The following is an 18,215-nucleotide window of genomic DNA, read 5'->3' as shown; positions in this document are numbered from 1 at the left end:
CATGTTCGAACGCCTGATTCAATTTGCCATCGAGCAGCGCCTGGTGGTGATGCTGGCCGTGGTCCTGATGGCCGCGGTGGGTATCCACAGCTACCAGAAACTGCCGATCGATGCTGTGCCGGACATCACTAACGTCCAGGTGCAGATCAACACCGCCGCCCCCGGCTATTCGCCGCTGGAGACCGAGCAGCGCATCACCTTTGCCATCGAGACCGCGATGGCTGGCCTGCCAGGGCTCAAGCAGACCCGCTCGCTGTCGCGCTCGGGCCTGTCGCAAGTCACGGTCATTTTCGATGATGGCACCGATATCTTCTTCGCCCGCCAACTGGTCAACGAGCGCCTGCAGGTGGCCCGCGAGCAATTGCCTGAGGGCATCGAGGCGGGCATGGGGCCGATCTCCACCGGGCTGGGGGAAATTTTCCTGTGGACGGTGGAAGCCCAGGAGGGGGCGCTCAAGGAAGACGGCACACCGTACACCCCAACTGACCTGCGGGTGATTCAGGACTGGATCATCAAGCCGCAGCTGCGCAATGTGCCGGGTGTGGCCGAGGTCAACAGCATCGGCGGCCATGCCAAGCAATACCTGATTGCACCAGAGCCCAAGCGCCTGGCGGCCTACAAGCTCACCCTCAACGACCTGATTGCAGCGCTGGAGCGCAATAACGCCAACATTGGCGCTGGCTATATCGAGCGCAATGGCGAGCAGTTGCTGATTCGCGCGCCGGGCCAGGTGGCCTCGGCCGAAGACATTGCCAACATCGTTATCTCCAGCGTCGACGGCACGCCGATCCGCGTCAGCCATGTCGCCCAGGTTGGCCTTGGCGAAGAGCTGCGCTCGGGGGCAGCCACCGAAAACGGTCGGGAAGTGGTGCTGGGCACGGTGTTCATGCTGATTGGCGAGAACAGCCGCACGGTGTCGCAGGCGGTCGCTGCAAAATTGGTCGAGATCAATCGCAACCTGCCCAAGGGCGTAGTCGCCGTGACGGTGTACGACCGCACCAACCTGGTGGAGAAAGCCATCGCCACGGTAAAGAAAAACCTGATCGAAGGTGCGATCCTGGTGATTGCCGTGCTGTTCCTGTTCCTCGGCAACATTCGTGCTGCGCTGATCACGGCCATGGTTATCCCGCTTTCGATGCTATTCACCTTTACCGGTATGTTCAGCAACAAGGTCAGTGCCAACCTGATGAGCCTGGGCGCGCTGGACTTCGGCATCATCGTCGACGGCGCGGTGGTGATCGTGGAAAACGCCATCCGTCGCCTGGCCCATGCCCAGCAGCGCCACGGTCGCATGCTGACCCGCGGCGAACGGTTCCATGAGGTGTTTGCCGCTGCCCGCGAAGCACGCCGGCCGCTGATCTATGGGCAGTTGATCATCATGGTGGTGTACCTGCCGATCTTTGCCCTGACCGGGGTCGAGGGCAAGATGTTCCACCCTATGGCCTTTACCGTGGTCATGGCCCTGTTGGGCGCGATGATCCTTTCGGTCACGTTCGTTCCGGCAGCCATTGCCCTGTTCGTCACCGGCAAGGTCAAGGAAGAGGAAGGCCTGGTGATGCGTACGGCACGGCAGCGCTATGCCCCGGTTCTGGCCTGGGTGCTGGGCCGGCGCAAACTGGCATGTGCCGCCGCCGCCGCCCTGGTGCTGTTGTCGGGCGTGATGGCCAGCCGCATGGGCAGCGAGTTCATCCCCAGCCTCAGCGAGGGTGACTTCGCCCTGCAGGCCCTGCGCGTGCCGGGCACCAGCCTGTCGCAGTCGGTGGACATGCAACAGCGCCTGGAGCAGGCGATCATCGCCCAGGTGCCGGAGGTGGAGCGGGTGTTTGCCCGCACCGGCACTGCCGAGATTGCCTCCGACCCGATGCCGCCGAACATTTCCGATGCCTACGTGATGCTGCGCCCGCGCGAACAATGGGTTGACCCGGGCAAACCGCGAGATGAACTGATCGCCCAGGTGCAACGCGCCGCTGCCAGTGTGCCGGGCAGCAACTATGAGCTGTCGCAGCCGATTCAGCTGCGGTTCAACGAGCTGATTTCGGGGGTGCGCAGTGATGTGGCGGTGAAGCTGTTCGGTGACGACATGGAGGTGCTCAACCGCACTGCCGCGCAGATCGCTGCCAGCCTGCAAGGGGTGCCGGGCGCGTCCGAGGTGAAGGTGGAGCAGACGACGGGCCTGCCGGTACTGACCATCGACATCGACCGTGACAAGGCCGCACGTCATGGCCTGAATGTGGGCGATGTGCAGGATGCCATCGCCATTGCCGTGGGCGGCCGCACCGCCGGTACGCTGTATGAAGGCGACCGCCGCTTCGACATGGTCGTGCGCCTGTCGGAGACCTTGCGTACCGATGTCGACGGGCTGGCCAGCCTGCTGATTCCGGTTCCGGCCAGTGCCGCTGAGAGGGCCGGGCAAATCGGTTTCATCCCGCTGTCGCAGGTCGCCACGCTGAACCTGCAATTGGGCCCGAATCAGGTGAGCCGCGAAGATGGCAAGCGCGTGGTGGTGGTCAGTGCCAACGTGCGTGGACGCGACCTGGGCTCGTTTGTGCAAGAGGCTGAGCAGGCCCTGATCGACCAGGTGCAGGTACCACCGGGTTACTGGACGCGTTGGGGAGGGCAGTTCGAACAGTTGCAGTCGGCAGCCGAGCGCCTGCAGGTGGTGGTGCCGGTGGCCTTGCTGCTGGTCATGGCGCTGTTGCTGATGATGTTCAACAACCTCAGGGATGGCCTGCTGGTGTTCACCGGCATCCCCTTTGCCCTGACCGGCGGGGTGCTGGCGCTGTGGGCGCGTGATATTCCGCTGTCTATTTCTGCCGGCGTCGGGTTCATTGCATTGTCGGGAGTGGCAGTGTTGAACGGGCTGGTGATGATTGCCTTTATCCGCGGGCTGCGCGAGGAAGGGCGCACGCTGCGGGCGGCGGTCGAGGAGGGGGCGCTGACCCGCTTGCGGCCAGTACTGATGACGGCGCTGGTGGCCTCGCTGGGGTTCATACCGATGGCCTTGGCCACCGGGACCGGGGCAGAGGTGCAGCGGCCACTGGCGACGGTGGTGATTGGCGGAATCTTGTCTTCTACCGCGCTGACGTTGCTGGTGTTGCCGGCGTTGTATCAGTGGGCGTATCGGCGGGATGAGCAGCAGGAAGGCTGAGCATTTGGGGCTGCAAGGCAGCCCCAACAACCTCAAACGGCCCTTCGGGCACCAGCCCGCACACCGTCCACACCCAGGTCGTCATGCAAAGAAATCCGCGACGTTTCCGGCAACGCCAACCCGCCCACCAACGCCACCAGCGCAATCACCACCAGGTAGAACGCCGGTGCCAGGCTGCTGCCGGTCTGTGCGATGAGCCAGGTTGCCACCAGCGGCGCTGTGCCGCCAAACAGCGTGTAGGCCACGTTGTAGGTAATCGCCGAAGCGGTGTAGCGGGTACGGGTAGGGAAGCTTTCCGACAGCAATGCTGCGGTAACCACGCCGCTGCACAACGCCCCCACCGCGAGCAGGATCACCCCCAGCAGCGCACCCGACATCGAGCCAGAGCTGGCCAGCCAGTACGCCGGGAACACGCACAGCATCACCCACAGGCAGGTAAAGCCGATGGTCTTGCGTCGCCCCACCCGGTCCGAGAATGCCCCGGCCAGCGGGCAGCCCACGGCGGCGAACAGCAGGGCCACGGTGGTCACCAGCAGTGACTGCGCACGGGTCAGGTTGCCGACCAGTTGCAGGTAGGTGGCGAAGTAGGTGGTGAACATGTAGAACGACAACGCGGTCAGCGAAATGAACGCCCCCAGGTTGCGAATGACCCGGCCATGGTGGCGCAGGGTTTCTTTCAGCGGTGAATGCTCGTGCTCCTTGCCCTGGGCGACGGCTTCGCGGAACGCCGGGGTTTCTTCCATGCGCCAGCGCAGGTACAGGCCGACCAGTCCCAGCGGTGCGGCAATCAGGAACGGAATGCGCCAACCCCAGGCATTCATCGCCTCGGTCGACAGGCTGGCTTCCAGGCCATAAGCGATCACTGCCGCACAGGCAAAGGCGGAAAAGGTCGACACAGGCACGAAGCTGCCATAAAAGGCACGCTTGTCGTCAGGCGCGTGCTCCATCAGGTAGGCGCAAGCCCCGGCATATTCGCCGCCGGCAGAAAAACCCTGCAGGCAGCGGGCCAGGGTCAGCAGCGCCGGGGCTGCCAGGCCGATACTGGCGTAGGTCGGCAGCAGGCCGATCAACGTGGTGGAGCCGGCCATCAGCAAGATGGTCAGCGACAGGATGCGCTTGCGTCCCAGGCGGTCGCCCAAGGCGCCGAAGACGATGCCGCCCAAAGGGCGCAGCGCAAAGGCCACGGCGAACACCGCGAAGGTTTTGAGCAAGGCCACGCTGGCGTCTTCGCTGGCGAAGAACTGGCTGGCGATCAGCGTGGCGAGAAAGCCGTACACGGCGAAGTCGAACCATTCGACGAAATTGCCGATGGCCGAAGCGGCAATTACCCTGCGCAGGGTGGCGGGGGATACCTCATGATGTGCGGACATGCGGGTGCTCTCCGGTTTCCTTTGGCAGCCATGTTGAAAGTGGCGCAGTCGGGCCGCGCCATCGTTATTGTGCTTGCCAGTAGATAGCCGAGCGCTGCAAGGCGCTTTGTCGAGGGCGACCTCGGTATACCTGATTCGACCGGTGCAGCAGGTTACAGCCGGAGTGCCCCCAACGGCCTGTCAGGCCGCACGCTCAAGCACATCCAGCAAATCGATGAATTCCAGGGCCAGTTTATGCCGCGGCGCCAAATGCACCAATGGCACCGAGGCATGGTGCGATTCGCGCATCTTGATCGAACTGCTCAGGTACACCGGCAGCACCGGCATGCCTTCGTTGCGCAGTTGATCGACCAAGGTCTGGTGCAGCGCCGTGCGCCCGGCGAACTGATTGACTACCACACCTTCCACCACCAGCGCGGGGTTGTGGTCCTGACGCAGTTCTTCGACCTCGGCCATGACACTGTGCAGGGCCTGGCGCGAGAAACTGTCGCAGTCGAACGGAATCAACAGACGCTCGGCCGCCACCAGCGCGCTGAAGGTGTAGAAATTCAGTGCGGGTGGGGTGTCGATGTAGATCCGCTCATAGTCCTCTTCCAGTGCCACCAGCAACTTGCGCAGCTTGTTGATCTTGAACTTGCTCTCCAGCTTGCTCTCCAGCTTGCTTTGCAGGTCGCTGAGGTCTGGGCTGGCGGTGACCAGGTGCAGGTTGTTGTAGCGGGTTTCGGTGATTGCCACGCGGTGCTTCTTGCCGGCGGCGGTAACCGGCGACAAGGTCTGGCGGAAGAAGTCGGCGATGCCGGGTGGAATGGTGTCGTTGACCAGCCCGGTGAGGTAGAAGGTGGCATTGGCCTGCGGGTCGAGGTCGACCAGCAAGGTTCGGTAGCCCTCGGCGGCGCTGGCAGCGGCGAGGTTGCAGGCGATGCTGGATTTGCCGACGCCACCTTTCTGATTGAAAACCACACGACGCATGAGACGCTCATCCATGAAGTAAAAATGTCAGGTCGGGGTCAATCCTATGACTGAAACGCTGCAGTTTTATGACAGGAATTGTTACAAGCCACCGAATCATCGTTGCCTTTACCGGCATTTTCACGGGCAAGCCCGCCCGATGGGTACAACGCAAGACGTTCAGGCAAAAGCGACCCGGTTGCGCCCCTCTTGCTTGGCCCGGTAAAGCGCCCGGTCAGCCTCGCCCAGTGCGCTCATGGGCTCGCCGTGAGTCTCGCCATCCCAGTGCGTCACCCCCAGCGAAATCGTCACGGCGCCCACCGATTCCACTGGCATCTCCTGTACGGTCACACGCAACCGTTCGGCCACCGCGGCCGCCACGTTCAGGGTGGCCCCAGGCAGCAAAATCAGGAACTCCTCGCCGCCGGTGCGACACAACAGGTCCCCCTCGCGGCAACAACGGCGCATGAGCTCCGCCAGTTGGCGCAGTACCTGGTCGCCCACGTCGTGTCCATGGCTATCATTTATCCGCTTGAAGTGGTCGATATCCAGCGCAATGGCTGCAAACTCCCGCTTTTCAGCCTCCAGTAACGACAGGCTGATTTCCAGGCTGCGGCGGTTGCCCAGGCCGGTCAGCGGATCGGTCTGGGCGTCCCGATTGAGCCGGCCGATACGCTCTTGCAGCAAGTTCAGGCTGAACAGCAACGCGCGCTTGAGCTCGGCCGCCTCGAAGTACCAGGCCCGCACCTGATGCAAATGCTCGGCGGTACCGGCGCGGTCCATCGTGCGGGCACCGGCGGCGAGTTTCCACAGCGGGCGGGCGATGGTACGGGCCAGCCACCACAGCAGCAGGCTGCCAACCAGCGCCAAGGGCGCCGAACTGGCGATCACGTTCAGCACCAGGTGGTGCAACGGCGCCACCGTCTGCACCAAGGGCTGCTGCGCTACCACGCCCCAGCCGGCGCTGGGCACAGTGGCGAAGCCAGCGAGCATTTCCACGCCCAGGCTATTGGTCAGCTGCCGGGTACCACTGTCCAGTGTCGCCATCTGGTCGATCAGCGCATTGCCCTCCACCACCGTGCCTACCCGCTCGCTATGAGGGTGGTACAGCAGGCGTCGGTTGCGGTCGACCACATACAGGTACGAACCGTCCTTGTAGAAATGCTCGCCCAGCAGGCTGTTGAGGATGTTGCGTTCACGCAGGTACAGGCTGCCACCCACATACCCCAGGTAGCGGCCGTCGCGATCGAAAATGGGTTGCGACAGCGCGACCACCAGGTTGTCGGCCGCCGACAGGTAGGGCGTGGAAACCAGTGGACGGCGTTCGTGCAGGGCTTCCAGGGCGCCGGGAGACTGCACGTGGGTGCCGACCAGGTGGCGTAGCGGGGCGGGGGATACTGCCAGCAGTACACCGTTGGCGTCGATCACGAAGGTGGAGTTGAAGGCCATGCTCTGGCCCAGTACGCGATCGCTTTCCACCTGCAGCGCAGCGGCATCGCTCAACTGCCGGCTTTGTACGCTGGCGCTGAACATCAGTTGCTGCAAGGCGTTGCCAATGAAGGTTTCGGTGATGCTGGCCAGCTTGGTCGCATACACCCGGTTGGCTTCCAGGGCATTGTCGATCAATAGCTGGCGCTGCACCCGGTAGCTGGCGAAATAGCTGGCGCACAGCATGACCACTGCGGTGAGGGCGCAGAGCACCAGAATGAGTGTACGTAGATCCAGGCGCAATCCATGCTTGGTGTGTGTCAATCCTGACCTCGGGTGATCGTAAAGGGCGGCTGAACGGAAGTTACCTTGGCCGGCAGTGCTCAAGAGCCTGCATTGTCCAGCGCCTCAAGTTCGTCTTCCACCCGTTGCATGCGCTGCTCGACCAAGGCCTGCACGTTCACATCGCGGGCGGTTTCGCGCATCAGGGCGGTGAGTTTTTCGCTCAAGCGTTTGCCGGCTTCGGTGTCTTCCAGGGCGCGAGCTTTGGCTGGGTCCTGGGTGGCGGCGACGATGGTGGCGAATTCGGCGTCGCTGAAGTTCTTTTCGCTGTACAGGCGGAACAGGTCCCGGCGCTGGTCCTCGACAGTGAGGTGCTTGCGCAGTACGTCCTGGATGGTCGCTTGCGACAACTGCGGATGACTGCGGCCCAGCAGCGCGGACATGCGCTCGATGTTGTGCGTGTAGGCGTCCTGCAGCGGCAGCTGGCTGAGGATCTGTTCTTCACGGGAGGGTTTCTGGTCGCAGGCGGTGAGTGCAGCAGCCAGCAACAGGGGTAACAGCAACTTCGGGAGGCGAGGCATGGTGTGGCCTGGTCGGGCAGTGAAGACTGCTGATTATACCGATGTCCGCCTTGCCGCGACGAGCCCCGTGATTTGCCTTGAGCGGCACGCTGCGGTAGAACCGTACGCTCCCAACCACACTGGCAACAGCCCGATGCCGAACTGGACCCTGCAACCTGTGGCGCGTGACGCCATTGCCGAAGTGCTGGCGTTTGTCGACAGCGCCCGGCGTGCGCTTTTCCCGATGCTCGCCAACGCACCCTTGCCGCGTGACCTGGCGCATTTCGCCGACACTTACCTGGACGGTGCGGGCTGCTTTCTGGAAGCCCGTGAGGGTGGGCGGCTGGTTGCGGTGATCGGTTACTTGCCCTATGACCATCGCTTTGCCCAGCTTGATTACCGCGCAGAGCGGGTAGTCGAGGTGGTGCGGCTGTTCGTGTTGCCGGCCTACCGCAGGCATGGCCTGGCTGCTGCCTTGTTTGGTGCCTTGCGCGAACGGGCGATGCAAGCGGGCTTGGACTGCCTTTACTTGCATACTCATCCGTTTCTGCCGGGTGCCATTGCGTTCTGGGAGCGGCAAGGCTTCACGGTGGTGGACGTGGAGCAGGACCCGGTGTGGCAGACCACGCACATGCAGTTGCGATTACGCTGACCTGTGGGAACGTGCTTGTTGGCGATGACGCAACAGCATGGGCAAGGCTACCAGGTTCAGGGGGCGCGAAAGCGCAGGATGCGCGCGCCGTCGAAAGGGTCGGTGAGGTAGTGGGCGTGGACGCCGAAGGTGCTCAACAGGCGCTCGGGGGTAAGGACTTCGAAGGGGTTGCCGAGGGCGACCAGACGGCCCTTGTCGAGAACCGCGACACGGTCACAGGTCAGCGCCTGGTTGAGGTCATGCAGCGCTACCAGGGTGGTGACCGGCAGCGCCTGCACTTGTTGCAGCAGGCTTAGCTGATGCTGAATGTCCAGGTGGTTGGTCGGTTCGTCCAGCAGCAGCACCTGCGGCCGTTGGGCCAGCGCACGGGCGATGTGCACACGCTGGCGCTCGCCACCGGACAGCGACCCCCACAGGCGCGTACGCAGGTGCAGGGCGTCGAGGTCGGCCAGGGCTTGCTCGACGATGGCGCAGTCCTGCCGGGAGAACGGTGCCAGGGCCGAGAGCCAGGGCGTGCGGCCCAAGGCAACCGCGTCGAACACGCTGATCGCATCAAGTGTGTCGGCCTGTTGCTCGACCAGCGCCAGCGCCTGGGCAACACGGCGGCGGGGCATCTGTGCCAGTGGCTCACCCAGGAGCTGCACGCTGCCGCAGGCGGGTTTGCGCAGCCCTGCCAGCAACTTCAATAGCGAGGATTTACCCGAGCCGTTGGGGCCGACGATGCCCAGGGTTTCACCGGCGACAACGCGAAGGTCGATATCGCTGAGCACGGTATTTCCGGCCAGTTGCAGCCCCAGCCCATGGCAGGCCAGCGGAGGGATGCGAACAGCTGCCATGGCGGTCATGGGCGCCCCCGACGGCTGACCAGAATCAGTGCGAATACGGGGGCACCGATCAGCGCCGTAACCACGCCCACCGGGATCACCTGGCCGGTGATCAGCGTGCGCGAAAGAATGTCTGCCACAATCAGGAACAGCGCACCGCCCAGTGCGCTGGCGGGCAACAGACGGCTGTGCCCGGGGCCGAGCAGAAGGCGCAAGGCATGGGGGATAACCAGCCCGACAAAACCGATGGCGCCGACAATGGACACCATCACCGCCGTCACCAGCGCTGCACAACTGATCAGCAGCAACTGGGTGCGCCGCACCGGGATGCCCAGCGAGGCGGCCGAGTCGGCACCGAAGGTGAAGGCATCCAGCGCACGGCGATGCCACAGGCACACCAGCAAGCCGAAAACCGCCACCGGTACGGCCAGCCACACCGAAGGCCAGCGCACGCCGCTCAGGTTGCCCAGCAGCCAGAACAGGATGCCGCGCGCCTGTTCGGCGGTGGCCGACTTGGTGATCAGGAAGGCGGTCAGTGCATTGAACAGCTGCGAGCCGGCGATACCGGCAAGGATGACCTGTGCATTGTTGCTGCTGGGGCCGGCCGCGCGGGCCAGCACCAGCACCAGGGCAAATGCGGCCCCGGCGCCGATGAAGGCCCCAGCAGACATGCTTAATGCCAGGCTACCCAGCCCCAGCAGGCCGACCAGTACCGCGCCGGTCGAGGCACCGGCAGACAGCCCCAGCAGGTAGGGCTCGGCCAGTGGGTTGCGCAACATCGCCTGCAGGATGACACCACAGGTGGCCAGCCCGGCGCCACAAGCGGCCGCGACCAGGGTGCGGGTCAGGCGGTAGTTCCAGACGATGCCGGCGTCGATCGGGTCCACCGGGTAGGCGGCTTGCCACAGGTGGTTGGCCAGCACCTGACCGACCACGCTGGGCGACAGGTTGGTTTCGCCAATGGCGGTACCGGCCAGCAGGGCGGCCAACAGAGCGGCCAGGGCAACCGCGATGCAGGGTAACAGGCGGATCATCACGGGGCTGCTTTACCGCTGGCGAAGGCCGTGGACAGCGTCTGCACGCCGCGGAACAGGCGGATGCCGGCCTGCATGGCGTCGGCGTCGAGGATAATGATGCGGTCGTGCTTCACCGCGTCCATGTTGCGGGTTACCGGGTCACTGCGCAGGAATTCGAGCTTTTTCTGGTAGTCGTCGGCGGGGAAACGGCGGCGGTCCATGCGCGCGATGATCAGCCAGGTCGGATTGGCCTTGGCCAGGGTTTCCCAGCCTACGCTTGGCCATTCTTCGCTGGACTCGACCACGTTGCGCACACCGAGGGTGCGCAGCATGAAGTCGGCGACACCCTGGCGGCCGGCCACATAGGGGTCGATGTCCAGGTCGGCGCTGGAGAACCAGAACAGCGCCGAAGTTGCCGACAGGTCCTTGCCGGCCAGCTGTGCCCTGGCGCTGTCGAGGCGCCCTTGCAATTCGGCGTTCAGTGCCGCGCCGCGGTCCTGAACGTCGAAGATCTCGGCCAGTTCGCTGACGCTCTTGTAGATGCTGTCTACCTGGAACGCTTGCAGGCGGGTGCCGTCTGCACCGACCAGGTTGTCCTTGCCCTCGCAGTCCGATGGCAGCACGTAGGTGGGGATCTTCAGCTCATCGAACTGCTCGCGGGTGGCGACCACGCCCTGGGCACCGACCATCCATTCGAACTGCGCCGCGACCAGCTGCGGGCGCTTGCCGACCACCGCCTCGAAGCTGGGGTCGTTGTCGGCCAGGCGCGGCACCTTGGCGTTCACCGCCTGGTATTCCGGCAATACGTTGTTGAACCACAGCGAGGTGCCCGCCAGCTTGTCACCCAGCCCCAGGGCATAGAGCAGCTCGGTACCGGCCTGGCCGATGGTGACGGCGCGCTGCGGCGCCTGGGCAAAAACCTGCGGCTTGCCGCAGTTGTCGACCGTCAGCGGGTAGTGGGTGGCAGCGGCCTGGGCCAGGCCAGTGAGGCTTAGGCCCGCGAGCAGGGTGGCGAAACGGAGCAGCATGCTGGGCGATCTCCTATCGGACAGTTCTGGTGAGGAACGCACGGACAGGCATCGCCGAGCCCCAGCGGGTGGCTGGGGCAACACGGATGGCCAATCCCGGACACCCCGCCGGTTGGTGAATGTAGGCCGGCAGGTCTCCTGACTGGTGCGTCACGGCCCGGCTCCGGCCTTCCCGGGCGGCAGGCCCAGTGGCATCGATGGAGCAGGCTCGGCACCTACAGTTGCGGGGGCAGTTCCGATTGGCCTGTATTGGCAGGCCTGGGATTCCCTGTTAGTTCCGTGGTGGAAACCGGCGGCCCGCATGGTAGACCATCGCGCCGCCAGGTGAAAACGCTTTTCAGAAGTACTTCAGCCAACGGATGTCGCGGCGACGCTGCTTCAGGCGGGCGAACCCGCGCACCGGCAGGTACAGCGCAACCGCCAGCAGCACCGCGCCCAGCCACACCGCTGCAATACCGTCGAAACCGAAGTAGTCGCCATGGTTGAGCCCGAACAGCGCCACGCAGGCCAGGTACAGTAGCTTCAGCACATACAGGTGCAGCAGGTAGAAGAACATCGGTGCCGCACCGAACACCGCCAGGGCAGTGATCCAGCGCGCCTGGCCGGCCCGTTCGAACGCGCGCAACAACAACAGGCCGCAGCCCAGGGTCAGGGTCAGGAACAGCAGCGACGGTGGGTATTTGGTGATGTTGAAGAAGCTCATCAGGGTTTGCGTGAAGGTTGGGTAACCGCTCCACGGTGCCTCACCGTAACCGTTGAACATGCGCAGCAGGACGAAGCCAAGCAGCGCGAACAAACCCGCCACCAGCAGGTATTGCTGGCGTTGGCCGGCATCGCTGCCGCGGGCGAACCAGGGGCCCAGGCCGTAGCCCAAGGCGATTACGCCGATCCACGGCAGCACCGGGTAAGACGTGCGCAGGTGCAGGTTTTCGGAAAACGCCAGCCAGCCGCGATCATGCAGGATTGCCCACGGCACATGCAGGGCTGAATCCACGCCAAAGTGCAGGCCGTCGAGCAGGTTGTGGCCGGCGACGATGCTGGCGCCCAGTGCGAGCAGCGCGGCGCGTGGCAGCCACACCAGCAGCGACAGGGCGATCATGCTGACGCCGATGGCCCAGATCACTTGCAGGTAGATCACGCTGGGGGGCAACTGGAAGGTCCAGGCGAAGTTGACCAGGGTGAACTCCAGCACCACCAGGAACAGCCCCCGTTTGAACAGGAACGCCGAGACGTCGCCACGGCCCTGATGCTTCTCGCCATACAGCCAGGCCGACAGGCCGGTCAGCAGGACGAACACAGGCGCACACAGGTGGGCGAGGGTGCGGCTGAAGAAAAGCGCCGGTTCCGTGGTGTCGATGGCCATGGGGTCGCTGACCTGGCGGTGCAGGAGGAAAGTCTCGCGGGCATGGTCCAGGAGCATGAACAGGATCACCAGGCCGCGCAGGGCATCGATGCTCTGCAGGCGCTGGGTGATCAGAGTGGGCGTGGTAATGGCGCTTGTCATGGGTTGTCTAATAGGAATGAATTTCATGTGAAACGTTATCGTATAACAAGGCGCTGAAAGGGAATAGAGGTTTTTGTGTGGACTGTGCCGGGCTCTTCGCGGCACAAGCCACCCAGATCAGAAGCTGTAATCCACCGTCGCGAAGTACGACCGCGGTATCCCCATCAACCACTGCTGCCCGCTGAACGCCGACTGTACATACTCGCGATCGAACAGGTTGTTCAACTGCAACCCCAACTTCACATCCGGCAACACCTGCCAGGCGATGTTGGCATCGACCACGGTGTACCCGGGGGCGCTCTGGGTATTGGCGGTATCGGCATAACGCTCATCCACATAGCGCGCCCCAATGCCGGCCTCCACCTGCTGGCCGAAACCTTTGCTCAACCAAAGGTTGGCGGTACGCCGTGGCACGTTGGCCGGCCGGTTGCCTGCGCGGTCCTGCGGCATGCCGCCGACCATTTCGTCGAAGTCGTCGTACTTGGCGCGTACCAGCGATGCGTTGGCCGAAACCTGCCACTGATGGGCCAGGGCCAGTTCCAGCGTCGCTTCCAGGCCATCGGAGGTCTGCTGCCCGGCTTGTTGCTTCTCGTGCGTGATCGGGTCGTCCACCAGCAGCTTTTTCTTGACGATGTGGTAGGCGGCAAGCGTCCATTCGCCACGTCCCTCCCAAAAGCGCTGCTTGAGGCCTGCCTCGGTCTGCTTCGCCTCGGTCAGGTCATAATTCATCTGCGCGGGGCTGAGGCTGATGAGGTTGTTGACCCCGTCCTCGCTGGTCGAGTACTGGCCGTACAACGACAGGTCGTCGTTGAGTGCGTACACCAGCCCGACGCGCCAGTTGCCCCCTTGCAGGCTGCGATCGCTGCGGCTGTCGTTGGTCAGGTTGTTGCGGTCGATGTGGTTCTGGTCGCGACGTACACCGGTAACCAAAGACAGGCGGTCGCTCAATTGCAGGCGGTTTTCGGCAAACAGGGCAAAGGTATGGGTGGTCGAGAGCGTTTGCGGCCGCAACGGCGAGGCGCTATGAAACCAGCCTGACTGTGGCTGCCACGGGTCGATGTAGTCGCCGCCGACATCGTTGTAGGGTGAATTGCTGTCGACGTTGAATCGCACCTTGTTGTACTCGGTACCGAGCACGGTCTTGCTGGCCAGGCCTAACAGGCTGTGGTCGAAGGTGAAGGTCTGGCGGTCACCGAACTGTTCCTGGTTGTGCTTGATCTCCAGGTAGCTGCCGCGCAGCAGTTGCTCACGCCCGGTGTCCCAGCTGTAGTCCTCGGCGTTGCGCCAGTGGCGGCGGCTTTTGATGTAGTACAGCTGGTTGCTGGCGCTGAGCTGGTCGTTCAGCGCCCAGTCGGTCGTGAGCCGGGTCCATTCATCAACGTACTGCTGCACGTCGTTCTGCACGTTGTAGTTCTTCTTGCGCAGGCTGCTGCGGTAGTGGCCGTCGATCAGCGGGGTACCGTAGTAGTTGGCAGGTTGTGCATCGCCGCGGTCATGGGCCAGGGTGAAGCTGAGATTGTCACTGGCATCAAAACGCAGCGCGGCGCTCAGGGCCAGGCTACGTGAAGCGGTGCGATCGACCCAGCCATTGCCGGCCTGTTGATTCAGCGTCAGGCGGTAGCTCAGGCGCTCGCTGAGGCTGCCGCCGCTGTCCAGACCGAGCTGCTGGCGGTCCCACGAGCCATAACCCAGGCGCAGGTGGTTGCGCACCTCGCCGCCAAAAGGTTTTTTCGGGATCACGTTGATCACTGCGCCGGTGGCGCCTTCGCCATGCAGTACCGAGGCCGGGCCGCGAATCACTTCGATGCGTTCGACCATCCACGGGTCGACCGGGAAGGTCTGGGTGCCGGCACCGGTGTACAGGCGCGCGCCGTCGAACAGGGTCATCACCGAGCTGTGGCCGGCAAAGCCGCGGGCAGACAGGCCAGTACCGCCGTCCCCCGGGGAGCCGACGAAGGTGATGCCCGGCGAGCGGGTCACTGCATCCTGCACCGTGATGTTGTTGCGCTGCTGAATCTGCCGTTCGCTGATGCTGCTGATGCTGGCCGGTGTTTCCAGGGCGCTGAGGCCAAGGCGCGAGCCGGCCTGGGTCGGCGTGGCCAGGTCGATGGTGCGGTTGTCCTGGGTGTCGGTGATGGCCGTGGAAGGCAGGGCCAGAGGCTGCGGGTCGTGGTCATCAGCCAGCGCCGGCAGGGCGACGGCCAGGCAGGCCGCCAGGGGGTGAAGCTTGAACATACGGGACATGTCGTTCCACTGCTGCAGGAATGAATGGATCCCGGTGGAAAACACGCAAAGGCGAACCATGCAGGCAGGCGCGCGCACGGATTCCGGCCTGCGCCCGCCCACCGCGGGTTGCCAAGTGAAGCTCCAGGCCGGTCTCCGGGCTTGCGAGGGGCATGAAACCTTCACCTTCCCATGCTTGAGCACAGTGGTATCTCGAAGGGTTCGCTCGCTTACCGTTGCGGGGGCAGCACCGGACTTGTCGTGGGCAACACGACGCACCGGTTTCCCGTTTCACCCTGCGCGCGGCGGCGCAGGGCACCTGAAACTGGCGCGCATCTGACCACTGAAATGCTGGGGCGTCAAATGTTGGTGTGCTGTGAATGCTGAGAAAAAACAACAGGTTGTGCGTTTTTGCGGCGCCGAGACCAAATGTGGCATGAACATCAGGCCCCAGCTTGACGAGCTTGGTGTGAAGGCAGGCTTGCCTGAAATGGCTAGCGCCCGCGGCGCCGCGATACCCGTGCCTCGATGTTCTTGCGCCCGATCAGCAGGGGTGGCTTTTCCACCACCGGCTCATCCGCCAGCCACTTGTACATCACCAGGCAGTCCACCAGCCCCAGGCGGGCATGACGGTAGGCCTTGGGCAAACGGCCGACTGTTTCAAAGCCCAGCTTGTGCCATAGCGCCACGGCCACTTCGTTGCTGGCTACCACCGAGTTGAACTGCAATGCCAGAAAGCCTTCCTGGCGCGCCAGCTTTTGCGAGTGCTCGCACATCAAGCGCGCCACGCCCCGGCCGCGCGCCTGTTCGCAGACCATGTAGCCGCAGTTGCCCACATGCGCACCAGGCCCGGCAGCATTGGGCTTGAGGTAATACGAACCCAGTAGCTCGCCATCTTCTTCGGCCAGCAGCGTGTGCAAGGGCAGCTCCAGCCACAGCTGGCGGGCCTGTTCGAAGCTCAGGGCCGGGTCGAAAGCGTAGGTTTCACGGGCTTGGACAATGGCCTGGAAGGTGGGCCAGAAACGATCGAAATCGTCCGGCGTCATGGGGCGAATGTGGATCATGCGGGTTCCTGCGCGGGGTCAGCCGCTCAGTCTGGGTGGCGCGGCGCCGTCGCGCAAGGGCGGCGACGCCGTTTGTGCTCAATCGTTGGCCTTGCCCACCGCGTCCATTGCACGGGCGGAGTACACCAGCGCGGCACCGGCGTTCATGGCCACGGCCACGCCGAGGGCCTCGGCAATTTCCTCGCGGCTGGCCCCCGCTTTGACGGCCTGCTGCGAATGCACGGCGATGCAGCCGTCGCAGCGGGTGGTCACAGCCACGGCCAAGGAGATCAGCTCGCGGGTCTTGGCATCCAGGTGGTTGGTCTTGGCACCTGCACCGCTGGCGGTCATGTAGCCGGCTACGGTGTCGGGGGAGAGTTGCTTGAGATCGCCGATGCCGGCCATTAACTGCTTACGGTAGGCGTCCCAGTCCATCATGCTCATCGTCTTCACCTTGGGGGTTGCGAGTGGAGCTTTCAGGCTAGTCGAAGCGTGGCACGTGCGAGGCGGTACTTTGGTGGGTAAACGCAGGTCACTCGTACGGTGGCCTGCGTTGAGCCTTCAGATGTAGATGAACACCAGCACCAACGCCGCGACCACTGCCCATTTTTCCAGGTAGTAGCGCATGCGGTTGCGCTTCTTCAGCGCCTTGCCACGCTCGCGGATCTTGTAGATGCGGGTGAACAGGCGGTTGATGCCACCGGTCTTGTCGCTGGCGTCGTTGGGCGCAGCGGCAGCGGCCATCACGTTGCGGCTGAACCAGCGGTTGAACGCGGTTGCCCAGCGGTACTTGAGCGGGCGCTCGACGTCGCAGAACAGGATGATGCGGTTGTGCTCGGTGGTGTTGGCTGCATAGTGGATGTAGGTTTCGTCGAAGATCACCCCCTCGCCATCGCGCCAGGCGTATTTCTCGCCGTCCACGTCGATGTAGCAGCCGTCGTCATTCGGGGTATCCAGGCCCAGATGGTAGCGGTACGAGCCGGCATACGGGTCACGGTGGCGCACCAGCTTGGCTCCCGGAGGCAGGGTAGCGAACATGGCGGCCTTGACCGTGCCGATGCCTTGCAGCAGCTCGGTCGTGCGTGGGCAAAGGGCCATTGCCGACGGGTGGCTTTCGCCATACCACTTCAGGTAAAAACGTTTCCAGCCGGTCTTGAAGAACGAGTTGAAACCGACGTCATCGTAATTGTCGGATTTCTTGATTTCGCCTACGTGCAGCAACTGGCGGCCTTCCTCACGGATCTCCTGCCAGTGGTCCTGCAGCGGTTTCAGTTCTGGAAAGGCCTCGACCGGCAGGTAGGGCTTGGCCGGGTGTTTGGAGAACAGGTACAGGAAGCTGTTGATCGGGGCCAGGAAGCTGGAGTGGTCGCCCAGCTGCCGAGTCAGCTTGTGGCGAACCCGACCGCGCAGGTGAACATAGGCGATCGAGAAGACGAAGATAAGTACGAGTGCAATTTTCATGGACGTTTACTTGTCGAAAAATGGCCATGCGCCGAGGCATGAGCCCGCCAGCATAAACAATCATGGGGGCAGTTTGTACTTATTGTTATGAAACTGCGGGGCGACATTGGTGTAATACCCTACCGTCTTGCGCAAACGTTTCATGTCAGGGAGTTTGTATGATTCAGGATATACGTCCCAGCGGTAGCCCGTTCAAGCGGCTGTTCTTCGCCTTGCCGGCCAGCGACGCCCAGCGCCGTGACCTGGCCCAGTGGCGGCGCGGGCTGAACCTGCGCAGCGGCAAGCCGGTGCCGGCGGCCAACTTCCATGTCACGCTGCTGTTCCTCGGCGATGTAGATACCGCCCAGGTGCCTGCGATCTGTGCGGCAGTCGATCAACTGGCGCTGCCGGCCATGGCACCGCGGCTTCTGCTTGACCGCTTGCAGGTGTGGCAGCGGGCCGGCGCCTTGGTGCTGGAGGCGCAGCAGGTACCGCCCGCCCTGTTGCAACTGGTGTACGGTTTGCAGCAGGCGTTGCTGCCGTTGGGGCTGGAAGCGGCCACGCGTGAGTATCGACCGCACCTGACGCTGTCCAGGGATTACCGCGGGCAGCCGCCCGAGGCCAGTAGCGCGCCGGAGTTTTACCTCACCGCGCGACACTTCACGCTTTACGAGTCGCGCAAGGGGGCTTACTGGCCATTGGCGCAGTGGCCGCTGGCGGACTGACTCGCCGGGCGAAAAACGCCTTGT

At 63.7% G+C, this 18,215-nt stretch carries 15 protein-coding genes and 2 riboswitches; of the genes, 3 read left to right on the top strand and 12 right to left on the bottom strand.

The window, feature by feature from the left end:
- Nucleotide 1 precedes the first annotated feature (1 nt).
- Complete coding sequence (locus LU682_RS18930; RefSeq protein ID WP_010953363.1) at nt 2-3,148, top strand: efflux RND transporter permease subunit; 3,147 nt, start codon at nt 2-4, stop codon at nt 3,146-3,148.
- Nucleotides 3,149-3,180: 32 nt separating this feature from the next.
- Here the strand turns inward: LU682_RS18930 and LU682_RS18925 are convergent, their stop codons facing one another.
- The 4 genes from LU682_RS18925 to LU682_RS18910 form a co-directional block, all read right to left on the bottom strand.
- Nucleotides 3,181-4,518, bottom strand: coding sequence for an MFS transporter (locus LU682_RS18925; RefSeq protein ID WP_010953364.1), 1,338 nt, complete (start codon nt 4,516-4,518; stop codon nt 3,181-3,183).
- Between the two features lie 180 nt (nt 4,519-4,698).
- Nucleotides 4,699-5,487, bottom strand: coding sequence for a ParA family protein (locus LU682_RS18920; RefSeq protein WP_232885690.1), 789 nt, complete (start codon nt 5,485-5,487; stop codon nt 4,699-4,701).
- A 159-nt stretch (nt 5,488-5,646) separates the two neighbouring features.
- Nucleotides 5,647-7,218, bottom strand: a complete 1,572-nt coding sequence (locus LU682_RS18915) for a sensor domain-containing diguanylate cyclase (RefSeq protein WP_049587605.1) — start codon at nt 7,216-7,218, stop codon at nt 5,647-5,649.
- A 59-nt stretch (nt 7,219-7,277) separates the two neighbouring features.
- Nucleotides 7,278-7,757, bottom strand: a complete 480-nt coding sequence (locus tag LU682_RS18910; protein WP_010953367.1) for an FHA domain-containing protein — start codon at nt 7,755-7,757, stop codon at nt 7,278-7,280.
- Between the two features lie 133 nt (nt 7,758-7,890).
- Here LU682_RS18910 and LU682_RS18905 point away from each other — a divergent pair, with 133 nt between their 5' ends.
- Entirely contained in the window at nt 7,891-8,388 is a 498-nt protein-coding gene (locus tag LU682_RS18905; protein ID WP_003250486.1) for a GNAT family N-acetyltransferase, read from the top strand.
- A gap of 56 nt (nt 8,389-8,444) precedes the next feature.
- Here LU682_RS18905 and LU682_RS18900 read toward each other — a convergent pair whose 3' ends face one another.
- From LU682_RS18900 to lpxO, 8 genes are all read right to left on the bottom strand, one after another.
- Entirely contained in the window at nt 8,445-9,233 is a 789-nt protein-coding gene (locus LU682_RS18900) for an ABC transporter ATP-binding protein (protein ID WP_010953369.1), read from the bottom strand.
- Nucleotides 9,230-10,246: a FecCD family ABC transporter permease gene (locus tag LU682_RS18895; RefSeq protein ID WP_049587606.1), complete on the bottom strand. Its 1,017-nt coding sequence runs from the start codon at nt 10,244-10,246 to the stop codon at nt 9,230-9,232. The genes LU682_RS18900 and LU682_RS18895 overlap by 4 nt, the downstream gene beginning before the upstream one ends.
- Nucleotides 10,246-11,256, bottom strand: a complete 1,011-nt coding sequence (locus tag LU682_RS18890; RefSeq protein ID WP_049587609.1) for an ABC transporter substrate-binding protein — start codon at nt 11,254-11,256, stop codon at nt 10,246-10,248. The genes LU682_RS18895 and LU682_RS18890 overlap by 1 nt, the downstream gene beginning before the upstream one ends.
- Nucleotides 11,257-11,367: 111 nt before the next feature.
- Nucleotides 11,368-11,565, bottom strand: a riboswitch (cobalamin riboswitch).
- Between the two features lie 28 nt (nt 11,566-11,593).
- Nucleotides 11,594-12,760: an acetyltransferase domain-containing protein gene (locus LU682_RS18885; RefSeq protein ID WP_232885689.1), complete on the bottom strand. Its 1,167-nt coding sequence runs from the start codon at nt 12,758-12,760 to the stop codon at nt 11,594-11,596.
- Nucleotides 12,761-12,877: 117 nt separating this feature from the next.
- Nucleotides 12,878-15,004 carry a TonB-dependent receptor gene (locus LU682_RS18880; RefSeq protein ID WP_049587667.1) on the bottom strand — a complete coding sequence of 709 codons (2,127 nt, stop codon included), beginning with the start codon at nt 15,002-15,004 and terminating at the stop codon, nt 12,878-12,880.
- A 109-nt stretch (nt 15,005-15,113) separates the two neighbouring features.
- Nucleotides 15,114-15,321, bottom strand: a riboswitch (cobalamin riboswitch).
- 156 nt (nt 15,322-15,477) lie between these two features.
- Nucleotides 15,478-16,047: a GNAT family N-acetyltransferase gene (locus LU682_RS18875; RefSeq protein ID WP_049587612.1), complete on the bottom strand. Its 570-nt coding sequence runs from the start codon at nt 16,045-16,047 to the stop codon at nt 15,478-15,480.
- Between the two features lie 78 nt (nt 16,048-16,125).
- Entirely contained in the window at nt 16,126-16,470 is a 345-nt protein-coding gene (locus tag LU682_RS18870; protein WP_049587614.1) for a carboxymuconolactone decarboxylase family protein, read from the bottom strand.
- Between the two features lie 117 nt (nt 16,471-16,587).
- Entirely contained in the window at nt 16,588-17,487 is a 900-nt protein-coding gene (gene lpxO / locus LU682_RS18865; protein ID WP_004573732.1) for a lipid A hydroxylase LpxO, read from the bottom strand.
- Between the two features lie 158 nt (nt 17,488-17,645).
- Between lpxO and thpR the strand changes: the two genes are divergently transcribed.
- Entirely contained in the window at nt 17,646-18,191 is a 546-nt protein-coding gene (gene thpR, locus LU682_RS18860) for an RNA 2',3'-cyclic phosphodiesterase (protein WP_010953377.1), read from the top strand.
- Nucleotides 18,192-18,215 lie beyond the last annotated feature (24 nt).

Source organism: Pseudomonas alloputida (genome assembly GCF_021283545.2).
GTDB lineage: Bacteria > Pseudomonadota > Gammaproteobacteria > Pseudomonadales > Pseudomonadaceae > Aquipseudomonas > Aquipseudomonas alloputida.
This window is presented reverse-complemented; position numbering and strand designations above follow the sequence as displayed.

Excerpts from the sequence above, each read along its gene's own strand:
- LU682_RS18930 (WP_010953363.1), top strand. The coding sequence starts at position 2 with ATGTTCGAACGCCTGATTCAATTTGCCATCGAGCAGCGCCTGGTGGTG.
- LU682_RS18885 (WP_232885689.1), bottom strand. The coding sequence starts at position 12,760 with ATGACAAGCGCCATTACCACGCCCACTCTGATCACCCAGCGCCTGCAG.
- LU682_RS18875 (WP_049587612.1), bottom strand. The coding sequence starts at position 16,047 with ATGATCCACATTCGCCCCATGACGCCGGACGATTTCGATCGTTTCTGG.
- thpR (WP_010953377.1), top strand. The coding sequence starts at position 17,646 with ATGATTCAGGATATACGTCCCAGCGGTAGCCCGTTCAAGCGGCTGTTC.
- LU682_RS18905 (WP_003250486.1), top strand. The coding sequence starts at position 7,891 with ATGCCGAACTGGACCCTGCAACCTGTGGCGCGTGACGCCATTGCCGAA.
- LU682_RS18890 (WP_049587609.1), bottom strand. The coding sequence starts at position 11,256 with ATGCTGCTCCGTTTCGCCACCCTGCTCGCGGGCCTAAGCCTCACTGGC.
- lpxO (WP_004573732.1), bottom strand. The coding sequence starts at position 17,487 with ATGAAAATTGCACTCGTACTTATCTTCGTCTTCTCGATCGCCTATGTT.
- LU682_RS18870 (WP_049587614.1), bottom strand. The coding sequence starts at position 16,470 with ATGAGCATGATGGACTGGGACGCCTACCGTAAGCAGTTAATGGCCGGC.
- LU682_RS18895 (WP_049587606.1), bottom strand. The coding sequence starts at position 10,246 with ATGATCCGCCTGTTACCCTGCATCGCGGTTGCCCTGGCCGCTCTGTTG.
- LU682_RS18880 (WP_049587667.1), bottom strand. The coding sequence starts at position 15,004 with ATGTCCCGTATGTTCAAGCTTCACCCCCTGGCGGCCTGCCTGGCCGTC.
- LU682_RS18925 (WP_010953364.1), bottom strand. The coding sequence starts at position 4,518 with ATGTCCGCACATCATGAGGTATCCCCCGCCACCCTGCGCAGGGTAATT.
- LU682_RS18900 (WP_010953369.1), bottom strand. The coding sequence starts at position 9,233 with ATGACCGCCATGGCAGCTGTTCGCATCCCTCCGCTGGCCTGCCATGGG.
- LU682_RS18920 (WP_232885690.1), bottom strand. The coding sequence starts at position 5,487 with ATGCGTCGTGTGGTTTTCAATCAGAAAGGTGGCGTCGGCAAATCCAGC.
- LU682_RS18910 (WP_010953367.1), bottom strand. The coding sequence starts at position 7,757 with ATGCCTCGCCTCCCGAAGTTGCTGTTACCCCTGTTGCTGGCTGCTGCA.